The sequence below is a fragment of the Pseudomonas sp. 2822-15 genome, assembly GCF_002742515.1.
GTDB classification, from domain to species: Bacteria; Pseudomonadota; Gammaproteobacteria; order Pseudomonadales; family Pseudomonadaceae; genus Aquipseudomonas; species Aquipseudomonas salomonii.
On sequence record NZ_LJRY01000377.1, the window covers coordinates 293,523 to 308,085 of the forward strand.

Annotated in this window: 14 protein-coding genes; 9 read left to right on the forward strand and 5 right to left on the reverse strand. The window is 59.2% G+C overall.

The window, feature by feature from the left end; all coding sequences use genetic code 11:
- Nucleotides 1-8: 8 nt before the first annotated feature.
- The 3 genes from AOA59_RS30395 to AOA59_RS30405 form a co-directional block, all read right to left on the reverse strand.
- On the reverse strand, nucleotides 9-899 hold the full coding sequence (locus AOA59_RS30395) for a pseudouridine synthase (RefSeq protein ID WP_099490009.1): 891 nt from the start codon (nucleotides 897-899) through the stop codon (nucleotides 9-11).
- A 71-nt stretch (nucleotides 900-970) separates the two neighbouring features.
- Nucleotides 971-1,306, reverse strand: a complete 336-nt coding sequence (locus AOA59_RS30400; protein ID WP_003189932.1) for a hypothetical protein — start codon at nucleotides 1,304-1,306, stop codon at nucleotides 971-973.
- Nucleotides 1,307-1,424: 118 nt separating this feature from the next.
- Complete coding sequence (locus AOA59_RS30405; protein ID WP_099490010.1) at nucleotides 1,425-2,336, reverse strand: LysR family transcriptional regulator; 912 nt, start codon at nucleotides 2,334-2,336, stop codon at nucleotides 1,425-1,427.
- 166 nt (nucleotides 2,337-2,502) lie between these two features.
- Between AOA59_RS30405 and lysA the strand changes: the two genes are divergently transcribed.
- A complete protein-coding gene (lysA, locus tag AOA59_RS30410; RefSeq protein ID WP_099490011.1) occupies nucleotides 2,503-3,825 on the forward strand; it encodes a diaminopimelate decarboxylase in 1,323 nt (440 codons plus the stop codon).
- A 49-nt stretch (nucleotides 3,826-3,874) separates the two neighbouring features.
- Here lysA and AOA59_RS30415 read toward each other — a convergent pair whose 3' ends face one another.
- On the reverse strand, nucleotides 3,875-4,111 hold the full coding sequence (locus AOA59_RS30415) for a glutaredoxin family protein (protein WP_099490012.1): 237 nt from the start codon (nucleotides 4,109-4,111) through the stop codon (nucleotides 3,875-3,877).
- Between the two features lie 89 nt (nucleotides 4,112-4,200).
- Nucleotides 4,201-5,409, reverse strand: a complete 1,209-nt coding sequence (locus AOA59_RS30420) for an ammonium transporter (protein WP_058422871.1) — start codon at nucleotides 5,407-5,409, stop codon at nucleotides 4,201-4,203.
- A 352-nt stretch (nucleotides 5,410-5,761) separates the two neighbouring features.
- Here AOA59_RS30420 and AOA59_RS30430 point away from each other — a divergent pair, with 352 nt between their 5' ends.
- The 8 genes from AOA59_RS30430 to AOA59_RS30465 all read left to right on the forward strand — a co-directional run bounded on the left by AOA59_RS30430 (nucleotide 5,762) and on the right by AOA59_RS30465 (nucleotide 14,547).
- Nucleotides 5,762-6,076: a YqjD family protein gene (locus AOA59_RS30430; RefSeq protein WP_056857159.1), complete on the forward strand. Its 315-nt coding sequence runs from the start codon at nucleotides 5,762-5,764 to the stop codon at nucleotides 6,074-6,076.
- Between the two features lie 5 nt (nucleotides 6,077-6,081).
- A complete protein-coding gene (locus AOA59_RS30435; protein WP_017136181.1) occupies nucleotides 6,082-6,471 on the forward strand; it encodes a phage holin family protein in 390 nt (129 codons plus the stop codon).
- A complete protein-coding gene (locus AOA59_RS30440) occupies nucleotides 6,468-6,800 on the forward strand; it encodes a hypothetical protein (protein ID WP_017136180.1) in 333 nt (110 codons plus the stop codon). Before AOA59_RS30435 ends, AOA59_RS30440 begins: the two co-directional genes overlap by 4 nt.
- A gap of 92 nt (nucleotides 6,801-6,892) precedes the next feature.
- A complete protein-coding gene (locus tag AOA59_RS30445) occupies nucleotides 6,893-8,056 on the forward strand; it encodes an EAL domain-containing protein (RefSeq protein ID WP_065912410.1) in 1,164 nt (387 codons plus the stop codon).
- Nucleotides 8,057-8,127: 71 nt separating this feature from the next.
- On the forward strand, nucleotides 8,128-9,459 hold the full coding sequence (locus AOA59_RS30450; RefSeq protein ID WP_065912406.1) for a deoxyguanosinetriphosphate triphosphohydrolase: 1,332 nt from the start codon (nucleotides 8,128-8,130) through the stop codon (nucleotides 9,457-9,459).
- Between the two features lie 165 nt (nucleotides 9,460-9,624).
- Complete coding sequence (locus tag AOA59_RS30455) at nucleotides 9,625-10,020, forward strand: response regulator (protein ID WP_065912404.1); 396 nt, start codon at nucleotides 9,625-9,627, stop codon at nucleotides 10,018-10,020.
- A gap of 256 nt (nucleotides 10,021-10,276) precedes the next feature.
- A complete protein-coding gene (locus AOA59_RS30460; RefSeq protein WP_069788708.1) occupies nucleotides 10,277-10,903 on the forward strand; it encodes a response regulator transcription factor in 627 nt (208 codons plus the stop codon).
- A gap of 8 nt (nucleotides 10,904-10,911) precedes the next feature.
- On the forward strand, nucleotides 10,912-14,547 hold the full coding sequence (locus tag AOA59_RS30465) for a transporter substrate-binding domain-containing protein (RefSeq protein WP_099490013.1): 3,636 nt from the start codon (nucleotides 10,912-10,914) through the stop codon (nucleotides 14,545-14,547).
- Nucleotides 14,548-14,563 lie beyond the last annotated feature (16 nt).

Here is a 14,563-nt window from a genome sequence, read left to right on the forward strand (position 1 = left end):
TCCGGCGGTTACCAGTCGAGGGTGATGCGGCTGCGAAACTCACGTTGTTCACCGGTCACCGGGTCGATAAAGCGCACGCCCTGGGCCAGCAGTTTGAGCGGGTTGGCGTAGTCGTCCTCGGCATCCTTGAGCACGTCGGGGTAGAACAGGTCGTTGCAGATACTCGCCCCCAGCGCCGTCATGTGTACACGCAACTGGTGCTTCTTGCCGGTCACGGGGAACAGGCCATAGCGCCACAGATCGCCATTTTTCTCGCGCACTTGCACCGCCGTTTCGGTGTTGCTGGCGCCCGGCCCTTCCTGCATGCGAAAGAACGGCTGGCCATCGACCAGGCGGCTTTTATGCACCAGTGGGAAGGTCCGGTCGGGTAAAGCCGGAGCAATGGCTTCGTAGAATTTGTCGATGCGCCGTGTGGGAAACAGCTGCTGATACGCCGACCGGGTTTGCGGGTTGGCCGAGAACAGCACCAGCCCCGCCGTGTGGCGATCAATACGATGCAAGGGCACCAGCGCGGGGTTGTCCAGGCGACGAATCAGGCGGCGCAACAGGGTTTGCTCAACGTATTCGCCGGCCGGGGTCACCGGCAGAAAGTGCGGTTTGTCGGCCACCACCAAGTGCTCATCGGCGTACAGAATGGTTTCCTGAACCGGGATCACCTTCTCATTCGGCACTTCGCGGAAATAATAAATGCACAGGCCTTCCTTGTAGGCGAGGTCCAGGCTGATTGGCTGGCCATTGATGTCCAAGACACGGCCACGGGCGACGCGGTCCAGCCACTGCTCACGGCCAATCGCCGGGAAGTGCTCGCACAGGCAATCGAGCACCGTCGCCCACGGGCCGGGCGGCAGGTACAAGGTGCTGGCTTGATGCTGGGACGCAGAGAAAGCGGATGTGGACATGCAATGCTCGAAACCTGGATAAACCGGCTGGCATTATCCCGCATGGAGCACGATTGAGCCTAGGGCGGATCTCAGGCCTTGGCCAATTGCGCTCGCAACACCGGCGAGGCGCTGGCCGCCTCGGTAAATTCCTTGAGCCAGCGCAACACGTCCACCGCTTCCCAGCGGCCGGGATCGTAGAGCGCGTACAACAAGCCCTGATAACCCACCACATCCAGCTGCTTGTGATAACCGGCGCGCTGGAACAATGCCTCGATTTCAGCAAAGCAGGTATTGAAATGCACTTTGTTAAACGGCGTCTTGCCTTCCGTGACCAGGCCGTCGAGGCGCAGCTCGTTCACCGCGTCGCGCACGACGTCGGCGGACATGCGATTGACGCTGCTTTTCAGTTGTTCAACATTCACCACGGGCGTTCCCTCTATTCAATCGCTGTACAAACATACAGTAACGCAATATTTGGAAACTCGCCATCGCGAAAACGCGCCCGTGCGATCAAGACCCCCCGTACACGACCAGTGGGTCTGCTCAGAGGTTCTGCAACTGAGCACTGATGCGCTGGCAATTGCTGCGCAGCACCTCCACAAAGTGGAGGACGCTGGACGATTCGGGGCGGTGCAACGGCCGTACGACACTCACACAGTAAGAGATCGAATGGGAAAAACGCCGGATCTGCAAACCTCTGCCCACATAGTCCAGCGCAGTGAGTGGATTGACGATTGCAACGCCGACACCCAGGTTGACGGTCGCACACACAGCGCTGGCGTTATGCGTTTCGACCACCAGCCGTCTCTCAATGCCCGCCTGGTGAAAGATCGCGTCGGTTTTGATCCTGTAGGGGTCATCCGCCGCCAGGTAAACAAAATTTTGCCCATTGAAATCCTCTGGTGTGAGGACAGATTTTGCATTGAGCACGTGGTGAGACGGCAAGACGCACACCACATCAAGGTTTAACAAGGTTTCGCTGTGGGTTCCAGGTGGCGTCTCAAGAGTTTCAGTCAGCCCCAAATGATAACGCTGAGCCGTCAGCGACTCTTCCAGGGCGGGAGACTCCTGCGGCGTGACATTGATGCTGACACCCGGGAATTTATTACAAAAATCCTGGCACACCTGTGGCAGCAAGGCATTCGAAAACGCCGGCTGGCAGGTCAGCGAAATTTGCCCATGGCGAAAGTACCGGATCGCCTCAGCGGCGTTCTTGACGCGCGCCAGGCCTACATAGCTGCGCTGAACTTCATCGAAGAGCATCAGGCCATGCTCGGTGGGTATCAGTTTTGCGCCCGCGCGTTTGAACAAGGTCAACTGAGTCAAGGTTTCAAACCGACTCAGCTCGCGGCTGATAGTGGGCTGCGAAGTATGCAGGAGAGCAGCGGCAGCGGTTGCGCTGCCGGTGGTCATCACTGCCCAGAACACTTCCACATGGCGAAAACTAAAATTCATGAGCAAACCCACGCACTGAATTGAATGGATGGAACCATATCAGAAATGAATAGATGGCCATCATTTTGATATTTTTTCTTTATTTTTTCGCCATGCACACTTGCCTCGTCTGCGCTGAGAAAGTTGTCAGTGCGTTTAGTTGGCCTCATCCAATCGAGGTAGGAAGATGGATCATTTTAATTTTATCAACGGCCATTTACATGCAGAACAAGTGGATGTACGTGCCATTGTCGAACAGCACGGCAGCCCTGTTTATCTTTATTCGGCACAGTCGCTGAAAAATCACTATGCCGTACTCCAAAACGCATTTTCTGCACTGTCGCCTTTGATGTGTTTCTCGGTTAAAAGCTGCAGCAATCTCAGCGTCCTCAAGCTGCTGGTCGATCAAGGTTCCGGCCTCGACGTGGTCAGTGGCGGTGAACTGTACCGGGCACTGATGGCAGGCGTGACCGCAGACAAGATAGTGTTCGCGGGTGTCGGCAAATCCCGTGAAGAAATCAGCTATGCCGTTGACGTGGGCGTGTTCCTTTTTAATGTGGAGTCCGAGGCAGAGCTGCTGCGCCTGGATGCGATCGCGTCGGCGGCCGGCAAGCGGGTAAAGGTGGCCATTCGGGTCAATCCCGATGTGGCGGATGCCGGCACCCATGAGAAAACAGCCACCGGCGGCCGCCAGACAAAATTTGGCATACCGATTGAACGCGCCTATGAACTGTTTGCCCCAAAGCGTTACGCGAGCGTCGATGTCGTTGGCATTCATATTCATCTCGGGTCCCCGATCCCGTCGGCCCACACCTACGTGTCTGCCATCGACAAGATTGAAGACATGGTCAACCGGCTTCAGGCCGCTGACTGCTCGATTGAGTTCATCAATATCGGCGGAGGTTTTCCAGCGCAATACGGCAACGAAAGTAATCCCGTCTGTTCATTGACTGAAACGGGCGCGCTTATTTGCGAGCGTCTGCAAGAACTGAAACGTCGTGGTCTGCGCTTCATCATTGAGCCGGGCCGTTCGATCAGCGCGAACGCGGGCGTTTTACTCACCACGGTCGAGTACATCAAACAAGGCTGGGACCGCAAGATTGCGATTGTTGATGCGGGTATGAATGTTCTGCTGCGCCCCACTTTATACGGTGCGAATCACGTCATCTGGCCAACCCGATTTGGTGACTTTTCCGGCCATTGGACGGCGTTGAGCGAGAGCGTCCGTACGGCGGGAGGCGCGCCCCTGGAAGAAGTCGACATTGTCGGCCCCATTTGTGAAACCGGCGATCACTTCGCATTAGGTCGGTTTTTGCCCGTCCTGGAAGACGCAAGCTTATTGGCGATTTTCTCATGTGGCGCTTATGGGATGAGCATGGCCAGCCAATACAACTCCCGAGGGCGCCCGCCAGAAGTGCTGGTGGAGGGAGCACACGCCACACTGATACGGCGGCGCGAATCACACGATGACTTGATCGCGCATGAGCGCTGCGGTCTGGAGAACACTTAAGGCGCTTGAACAACCAAAACCTGGTGGTCAGCAAGCCACCGGGCTCACGCTATTTAAGGAAGTTGACCACCTGCTCGGTCTCGAACGGCCAATCCAGCTCCGCCCCGGTATCCAGGCGCCGAAGCACCGGGATGCGCAGCCCGTAGACCTCGGTGAGGTCGGCAGGGTCGGTGATATCCACCAACTCCACCATCAACCCGTGTTCGACGAGCGGCATGATTTCGGCTTCAGCAAGCTCACAAAGATGGCAACCCAGGGTGCCGAACAACTGGCATTCAGGCAGCATGGCAAATGGACCCGATCAAAAACAGGCCTCCATTCTAAGCCCACCCACCTGACGGTGGCGAGCGAGCCAGCCGGTTGCCAGGCGGCCGATCAATCCTGGCTGACCGCGCCAATCTTGTGGATCGACAAATCCGCGCCGTAATACTCCTGCTCCTGACTCAGGCGTAGCCCATGCACACGCTTGATCACGCCGTACACCAGCAAACCGCCGCCCAGCGCCACGGCCACACCCAGTGCAGTGCCGATCAACTGGCTGATCAGGCTGACGCCGCCCAGGCCACCGAGTGCGGTCTGGCCAAAGATGCCGCAGGCGATGCCGCCCCACACGCCGCACAGGCCATGCAGCGGCCATACGCCCAGCACGTCGTCGATCTTCCAGCGATCCTGGGCGGCGATAAAGCACCACACGAACAAACCACCGGCGATCACACCGGTGACCAGCGCGCCCACCGGGTGCATCAGGTCGGAGCCGGCGCAAATCGCCACCAGCCCGGCCAGCGGGCCGTTGTGCAAGAAGCCTGGGTCGTTGCGGCCGATCACCAAGGCTGCGACCGTGCCGCCGACCATCGCCATCAGTGAGTTGACCGCCACGAGGCCGCTGACACCGTTGAGGGTTTGCGCACTCATCACGTTAAAGCCGAACCAGCCGACGATTAGAATCCACGAACCCAACGCCAGGAACGGAATGCTCGAAGGCGCAAACGCGACCAGCCGCCCTTCTCTGTAACGCCCATTACGCGGGCCCAACAGCAGCACCGCCGCCAGCGCCAGCCAGCCGCCCATGGCGTGCACCACCACCGAGCCGGCAAAGTCATGGAAGCTGGCGCCAAAGCGCGCGAGCAACCAGGCTTGCAGGCCGAAATTGCCGTTCCACACCATGCCTTCGAAAAACGGGTAGATAAACGCCACGATCAGCGCGGTGGCACACAATTGCGGGGCGAATTTGGCGCGCTCGGCAATGCCGCCGGAAATGATCGCAGGGATCGCTGCTGCGAAGGTCAACAGAAAGAAGAACTTCACCAGGCCATAGCCGTGATCGGCGCTGATCACCGCGGCCGGCTGCATAAAGCTCACACCGTAGGAGATCCAATAGCCTATAAAGAAATAAGCCAGGGTCGAGATCGCGAAGTCACTGAGGATTTTCGACAGGGCGTTGACCTGGTTTTTCTGGCGCACGGTGCCGACTTCCAGGAACGCGAAGCCGGCGTGCATGGCCAGGACCATGACCGCACCAATCAGGATAAACAGGGTGTTGGAGCTGTGGACGAGGGTGTCCACTGCGCTTTGCAAATTTTCCATGGAGGTTGGCAGGCCTGCATTCAAGGCAAAAAGCACCAAAGCGGTTCAAGCCGGGGTTACGCGCACTAAATTGGCACCACCGGCCCCGCCCCTCTTGAGGAGGCGTGAACCGCTTTAGCGCAGCGATCAACACAACGGGCCGTTGCCGACAGGGTTTTTCCGCGAGTTTGTGTGATTTAGGGTAAGGTTTTTCCAGGCATCGGCCTCGATCCGCCCTGACTCGGCGCAAGCCAAAGGGCCTGCGCACCAAGGCAAAGCAAAAGCTGTACCAGACAATTGAAGTGAACCTTCACCGAAACCGGTGACTCGAAACCACACGTACAAAACAGATCAGCCAATCACGGAGATACCCATGGCCAGAAGAACTGCTCAGACTGCTCAAGAAATACTGATGGCGGATTTCCAAACCCTGGTCAGTGACACCGAAAAGTTGCTCGACGACACCGCCGTACTCGCTGGTGACCAGGCCGATGAGCTGCGCAGCAAGATTCACGAAAGCCTGCTCAAAGCCCGTGAAACCCTGCAACTGACCGAAGATTCCCTGCGTGAACGCGGCCAGGCGGCGGTCACGGCCACCGAAGATTACGTGCAGGCCAACCCTTGGCAGTCGGTGGGCATTGCCGCCGGCGTGGGCTTCCTGATTGGTCTGCTGGCTACAAGGCGCTAACTATCATGTCTATCGGCGAAACCGGCTCGTCCACGGGCACAAGTTCCACTTCACGACGCCTGGGCGCAGCCGTTCTGGGCTTGCTGCACAGCCACGTCGAATTATTTGGCATCGAGTTGCAGGAACAGAAGGCCCGCACCGTGAGCCTGCTGTTGTTTGCAGGGTTGGCGTTGGTGTTTGCCCTGTTATTGCTGGTGGGGTTGTCGACGCTGGTGATGATCCTGGTGTGGGACACCGGTTACCGCCTGACCGGGATCATTTGCCTCTGCGTGTTCTACAGCCTGGCTGCGGCCTTCTGTGGGGTGCGTTTGAAAGCGGCGGTGTTCGATGAGTCCACGCCCTTCCATGCCACCCTCGAAGAGCTGGCCAATGATCGGGAGCGCCTGCTGCCATGAGCATGACTGAAATCCCGCAAAACACCTCGCGCCGGGAAATGCGCAAGGCGTTGATTCGCCTGCGCATGGAAATGCATCGCCAGGAGATCCGTCACGAGTCCCAGCAACTGATGGCGCCGCTGAACAAAATGCGCGACATGCGCCACAACTGGCAAGACAGCCTGGGCATCAAGCACGCGCCGCTGTGGGGCGTGGCGGCGGTGACCCTGATGGGCTTTTTTACCGGCAAGGGCGCCAAGGGCGGCGGCATCAGCAGCCTGACGCGCCTGGTGCGGCTGGGTGCCGGTTTGATCCCGCTGATCAAATTGGCCATGCAGCGTAAAGGCTGAAGCTGGCTGGCTGCATTCTTGCAAACAGAATCGGCCCGGCCCTCGTGATTGAGGTCCGGGCCTTTTTTCGCCAGCTCTGTTAAGGAGGCCCCGTGATCGACGGGCAACCGCTCGCCTGCTTCCAACCCTTCATCGATACCGCCACCGGGCGCATTGCCGGCGTCGAAGCCCTGGGCCGCCTGCGTCAGGCCGATGGTCACTTGCAGTCGGTGGGCCCGCTGTTTGCCGACCCGCGCACACCGGGCGTGGCCCTGCGCCGCCTGGACCGGCAGATCCGCGAAAACGCCTTGAGCCGCCTGCATGAAGCACCCGTCGACTGGTTTCTGAGCCTGAATATCTCACCCCGCTGGATCAACCGCCTGCGCCCTGGCCAAGCCTTGCCCAGCCTGAAACAAGTGCAGGCCCACAACGTCGATCCGCGGCGCATTGTGTTTGAAATCACCGAACTGGGTGGCGACATCCAGCGCCTGGCCGAGGTGGTCGCACGCTATCGAGAAGCCGGCGCACGCATCGCCATCGATGACTTCGGCGCCGGCTATTCGCAACTCGACCGCGTACTGGCGCTGCAGCCGGATATTCTCAAGCTCGACATGCGCCTGTTCCAGGAAGCCGCTAAAGGCGGGCCGAGCAGTGACGTGGTGCGGGCACTGGCGCAAATGGCCGAAAAAACCGGCTGCTGGATCATCGCCGAGGGCGTGGAAACCGAGGCGCAACTGAATTTTGCCCTGGAGTGCGGCGCGCGTTATGTGCAGGGTTTTCTGTTCGCCCAGGCCCAACTGGACTGGTTTGCCACTGATGCATTCGTAGCGCGCTTTGCCCAACTGCGCAGGGTTTACGTGCAGCACAAACTCGCCGAGCGTGGCCGTGTGATGCAGTTGCGCGTGCAATTGGCCGAGCTGATGAGCATCCTGCAACGCTGGGCACAGGCCCGCGCGCCGCTCGATCAGTTGCCCCAATTGCCGGACTTTCCATGGCTGCTGCGCTTTTACCAGTGCGACCGCCATGGCACCCAGCTGACGCCCAACTTCGAGTGGCGCCAGGATGCCTGGCAGGCCGACAGCCGCTACCTGGGCCACAACTGGTCATGGCGGCCGTATTTCTATTACCTGCTCGCCGAAGGCTGGGAGGAGCGGCGCCTGACCCTGTCGTCGACCTACCGCGACGCCACCACCAACCAGTATTGCCTCACTGCCGGACAGTTCTTTGATAACGGTCAGCGCTTGCTGTTAATCGATATCGATGCGGCCGGCCTGTAGATTTTTGCTTGCCGATGCCGCGCTGAACCGGGAAGCTGGGAGGGTCATTCACCGCACGGAGAGTAACCGCCTTGGATTGGCCCACCCTGCTTACCCGCGAACGTCTTGGAAAACCCCTGCACAGCCCGGAAGAACTCGGCCGTAGCCCGTTTCACAAAGACCACGATCGGATTATTTTCTCCGGCGCGTTCCGCCGCCTGGGCCGCAAGACCCAGGTGCACCCGGTGTCCAGTAACGACCATATCCATACACGCCTGACCCACTCCCTGGAAGTCAGCTGCGTCGGCCGCTCCCTTGGTATGCGCGTCGGCGAAACCCTGCGCAGCGCCCTGCCCGACTGGTGCGAGCCAAGCGACCTGGGCATGGTGGTGCAATCGGCTTGCCTGGCCCATGACATCGGCAACCCGCCGTTCGGTCACTCGGGTGAAGATGCCATTCGCCACTGGTTCCAACAGGCGGCCGGACGCGGCTGGCTGGATGACATGAGCACGGCCGAGCGCAATGACTTCCTCAATTTCGAAGGTAACGCCCAAGGTTTCCGGGTGCTCACTCAGCTGGAATACCATCAGTTCGACGGCGGCACACGCCTGACCTACGCCACCCTCGGCACTTACCTGAAGTACCCCTGGACCGCCCGCCACGCGGATTCGTTGGGCTACAAGAAGCACAAGTTCGGCTGTTACCAGAGCGAGTTGCCGATCCTTGAGCAGATCGCCCACAAGCTCGGCTTGCCGCAATTGGAAGAGCAACGCTGGGCGCGTCATCCGCTGGTCTACCTGATGGAGGCGGCCGACGATATCTGCTACGCCTTGATCGACCTCGAAGACGGCCTGGAAATGGAGCTGCTCGACTATGCCGAAGTCGAGTCGCTGCTGCTCGACCTGGTGGGTGACGATTTGCCCCAGACCTACCGGCAACTGGGCCCGCTGGATTCACGTCGGCGCAAGCTGGCGATTTTGCGCGGCAAGGCCATCGAGCACCTGACCAATGCGGCGGCACGCGCCTTTGTCGAGCAGCAGGACGCCTTGCTCGCCGGCACGCTGCCAGGCGACCTGGTGGAACACATGCACGGCCCGGCCAAGCGCTGTGTACTGGACGCCAAGGACATGGCACGCAAGAAAATCTTCCAGGACAAGCGCAAGACCCTGCACGAAATCGGCGCCTACACCACCCTGGAAATCCTGCTGAACGCCTTTTGCGGTGCCGCCCTGGAACAGCATGGCGGGCGCACGCCGTCGTTCAAGAACCGGCGCATCCTTGACTTGCTGGGTAACAGTGCGCCGAACCCGGCGTGGTCGCTGCACGCTTCGTTTCTGCGCATGATCGACTTTATCGCCGGCATGACCGACAGCTACGCCACCGAAATGGCACGGGAGATGACCGGGCGCTCCAGCCCACAATAAAACGTTGATCTCGCCGCCTGCGTCTCGTACAGACTTTACCTACGACGGGAACAGAGCGGCCTGATCGAATTCGCACATCGGCTCGAGGAATAATCGCGCAGGCTTCTTGCGAACCTGACACACAATTCCTACGTCACGCCCCTCTGACTGAGCCATGTGCCTTCTATGCCCATACCCTGTCTTCGAATCCTATTGGTGGAGGATCATCCCTTTCAGCTCCTGGCCACTCAGTGCCTGCTCAAGAGTTTCGGGTTCGAGCAACTGACCCTTGCGGAAAATGCCGAACAGGCGATCCGCTCGATGTCCTGCGCCGCCCGCCCCTTTGACTTGATGCTGTGCGATCAATGCCTGCCTGACCTGCCTGGGCTGGAACTGGTAGACATTGCCCATCGCGGACACTTCATCACCGGCGCCATCTTATTGAGCAGCCTGCCGGCAACAGAGTTGTCCAACCTGACACTCCAGGCCCTGCAGCGCGGCTTGCCACTGCTGGGTTACTTATTGAAGCCGCTGAATAAAGAGGCGCTGGCCGAATTGATTGCGCCACTGTCCTCGATATAAATGCAGGACTGTAAACACTGTTCACGGGTCTATAATCGCCGCAATACCCTCGTTGAACCCCTGACACCGTTCCAGGGCTGACTGATTCAACTATTGCTTACATCCGACGACGCAAAGCCTTATCGAACGGTAGGTCGTTACCTTTTATTATGTAGGAATTCTCCTGTTTTATATCTACTCCCCCCAACGCTCATCCTCCTGCCTCATCTTCTGAGCTAATGTGCCCGCTTTATTTGCACTTGCATGGAATATGATTATGAACACGGTTTTTATCATTGATGACCATCCGGTTATCCGGCTGGCCATTCGCATGTTGCTGGAACACGAGGGTTATAAAATCGTTGGCGAAACGGACAACGGGTGTGATGCGATACAGATGGTTCGCGAATGCCTGCCCGACCTGATCATTCTGGACATCAGTATTCCCAAACTCGACGGCCTCGAAGTGCTCTGCCGATTCAACGCGATGAACACCTCGATGAAAACCCTGATCCTGACTGCCCAGAGCCCGACGTTGTTTGCCACGCGCTGCATGCGCTCGGGTGCAGACGGCTATGTGTGCAAGGAAGGCGACCTGAGCGAATTGCTGAGCGCCATTCGTGCGGTGCTGTCGGGTTACAACTACTTCCCCAGCCAGGCACTCAGTTCCAATGGCGTCGACAGCAAGGACGCACTGGAACTTGAACTGTTCAAGGCCGTGAACGACCGCGAACTGATGGTGTTGCAACTTTTCGCACAAGGTCGTACGAACAAAGAAATCGCCAAAGGAATGTTTCTAAGTAACAAGACAGTAAGCACTTACAAAAAAAGGCTGATGCAAAAACTTAAAGCCAAGTCCTTGGTAGAACTTATCGAGATGGCAAAACGAAACGCGCTAGTGTGAGAAAGCGGATGCCCAGGCGTATAAAGGACTATCTGATTATATTATTGGCCGGCCTGTGCTTGAGCACGACCGTGCCCGCAGCCCTTCAAATCGGACCGGAACACTTCACCTTATTGAGCCGCGCGGGTACCGTTCAACTCGATACTCAACTGGATAAGGCCCAGCGCCAGTGGCTACTGTACAAACGCGAGCTGGTACTGGGCACCTCGGCCCCCGACTATCCACCCTTCGACCTCACCTCCAGCGGTCGCGACTATGAGGGCCTGACCGCCGATTACGCAGGGCTGCTGGCCAAAGCCATGGCCTTGCCCGTCAAGGTGTTGCGCTATCCGACACGAGACGCTGCGATCCAGGCGCTTGAAACCGGGGAGATCGACCTGCTGGGCTCTTCCAACGGCTTTGAGGCTGCCAACCCCAAGCTCATGCTGTCGCAGCCGTATGCGGTGGACCAGCCCGTACTGGTGACCCGCGAAGGTGAAACCCGCAGTTTGAGCGATGGCCTGGCCGGCCTGCGCTTGAGCCTTGTCTATCACTACCTGCCGTTGAGCGAAGTGGAAAAGTTATACCCGCAGGCGGATATCCGCGCGTTTCCCTCTTATCAGAACGCGCTCAATGCCGTGGCGTTCGATCAGGCGGACGTGTTCCTGGGGGACACTATTTCCACCCATTACATGATCAACAAGGGCTACCTGAAAAACGTCCACATGGCCAACTTCGGCAAGCATGAAGCTTATGGGTTCAGCTTCGCCTTGCGCCACGACCAGGACGTTCTACTGAGCATCGTCGATGCGGTGCTGGCGGCCGTCCCCATTAACGAGCGCGACAGCATCGCCAAGCGTTGGAGCGCCGGCAGCGACATCCTGCTGACCGACAAGAAACTGCAATTGACCCAGCGTGAAGAGCGTTGGCTCAAAGAACACCCGGTGGTCAAAGTCGTGGTCAATGAGACGTTCGCGCCGTTGACGTTCTTCGATGCCGACGGCAACTTTCGCGGTATTACCGCCGACCTGCTGGAACTGATCCGCCTGCGCACCGGCCTGCGTTTTGAAGTCCAGCGCAGTCGCGAACTCAGCACCATGATCGAGCAGCTCACCACGGGTAAAGCTGATGTCATCGGGGCCATCGTCCCCAGCGCCGAACGCGAGACTCAGCTCAGCTTCAGCCGCCCTTACCTGGAAAACTCCTACGTCCTGCTGACCCGCAAGGAGCCCGACGCGGCCGCAAACCTGGAGCAGATGGCAGGCAAGCGCCTGGCAATCACCCTGGGCAACCCGCTGGAGAAAACCTTGGAGGATAACTTCCCACAGATTCGCCTGGTGGAAGTCAGTGATACCTTCAAGGCTTCGGAAATGCTGGCCCAAGGCAGTGTGGACGGCGCGGTGAACTCGTTGGTCATCGCCAACTATTTCCTGGCGTCCCAGGTGTTCCAGGACAAACTGCAGATCAGCGCCAGCATCGGCACACTGCCCGCGACCTTCGCGCTGGCCACGCCACGCGGTGCCGTTGAACTGAGCTCAATCCTGGACAAAGCGCTGCTGAGCATTGCCCCGGACGAAATGGGCGTGATCAACAGCCGCTGGCGCGGTTACACGCCGGCCTCCGACAGTTACTGGCGCAATTACCATCAACTGATTGCGCAAATCATCGTTGGCACCGGGTTGCTGCTGCTTATTTCCCTGACCTGGAACGCCTACATGCGCCGCCAGATCAAGCATCGCAAAATGGCCGAGCGCGCCCTCAATGACCAGTTCGAGTTCATGCGCGCATTGGTCAATGAAACACCGCACCCGATCTACGTACGCGACCGCAAGGGCCTGTTGCAGACCTGCAATGACAGCTACCTGCAAGTGTTCGGGGTCAAACGCGAAGAGGTGATCGGCAAGAGTGTGGTGCAAATGGACATGGCACTGGCCCCTGAGGCCGCGCAGTACCATGCCGACTACCAACGGGTAGTGGTGGAAGGCACTCCGCTGATCCTCGATCGCACCCTGCACATTCACGGCAAAAAACTCACGATCTACCATTGGATCCTGCCCTACCGCGATTCGGACGGCGAAGTGCAGGGCATCATCGGCGGCTGGATCGATATCAGTGACCGGCGCCAACTGTTCGACGAGTTGCGCACCGCCAAGGAACGCGCCGACGAGGCCAACCGGGCCAAAAGCACCTTCCTCGCCACCATGAGCCATGAAATTCGCACGCCGATGAATGCCGTGATCGGGATGCTCGAGCTGACCCTCAAGCGCGCCGACCAGGGCCATCTCGACCGCCCGGCGATCGAAGTGGCCTACAACTCGGCCAAGGACCTGCTGGAGCTGATCGGCGATATCCTCGACATTGCACGCATCGAATCCGGCCGCCTGAGCCTGGCACCCGAGCGCGTGAACCTGCGCGAAGTGATCGAGTCGGTGGTACGCGTCTTCGACGGCCTGGCCCGCCAGAAAACCCTCAGCCTGCTGCTCGAATTCGACACCCACCTCGACAACACCGCCGTGCTGATAGACCCGCTGCGCTTCAAGCAGGTGCTGTCCAACCTGGTCAGCAACGCGATCAAGTTCACCGAGCGTGGGCAGGTGAAGATCAAGGTGCAGGTGCAAGCCACCGAGCAGCCCCACGAGGTGCAGATGAAGCTGGTGGTCGAGGACACGGGCATCGGCATCAGCCGCGACGACCAACTGCGCCTGTTCGAACCCTTTGCCCAGGCGGACAACTCCGGGCACCTGGCCAGGAGTGGAGCGGGCCTGGGGCTGGTGATCTGTCGCAGCCTGTGCGAGATGATGGGTGGGCAACTGAGCCTGAGCAGCGTGCCCATGGTGGGCACTCAAGTACAGGTCAGCCTGAGGATGACCTGCCTCAAGCCCATTGAAGCGCTGGACGAGCTCAAGTCCCAGGCGCCGACAGCTGCGGCGGTGCTCAATGTGCTGGTGGTGGACGACCACCCGGCGAACCGTTTGCTGATGTGCCAGCAATTGGGTTACCTGGGGCACCAGTTCACGGCGGCCCAACATGGTGCCGCCGGGTTTCAGGCCTGGCGCCAGGAGCACTTCGATCTGGTGATTGCCGACTGCAACATGCCCGTGATGAATGGCTATGAGTTGAGCCGTTCGATCCGTGAATACGAGCAGCGAGAGCAACAGCTGCCCTGCGTGATCCTCGGTTTCACCGCCAATGCCCAACCCGAGGAAAAACTTCGTTGTGCGCAAGCGGGCATGAATGACTGCCTGTTCAAGCCCATCAGCCTTACGGCACTGGAGCAGCATCTGGCGCAGATCAAACCGCAATCCGGCGGCCAGCGGCTGGAACTTGAGTGCCTGGACGCACTGACCGGCGGCGACCCGCAATTGAGCCGACGTTTGCTGGCGGAACTGTTGAGCAGCAGCCGTCAGGACCGCGAGGACCTGGTGGCCTTGATGGCCCGCCAAGCAGCGCCCCAGGCGATCATTGAGCAAGCCCACAAGATCAAGGGCGCCGCGCGCATCGTCCAGGCAAGTGCATTGGCCGCGCAATGCGAAGCGCTGGAACAGGCCTGTGCCCGCAACGAAGCGCGCGCCACGTTGGACGTGGGGGTCAAGGCCCTGGAAAAACTCATGCTGGAGCTGGAGAGGACGCTGCAGGTGCAGCTCCATAAGCTGGGCAGTCAATAACGGCGACCCGCCCTCT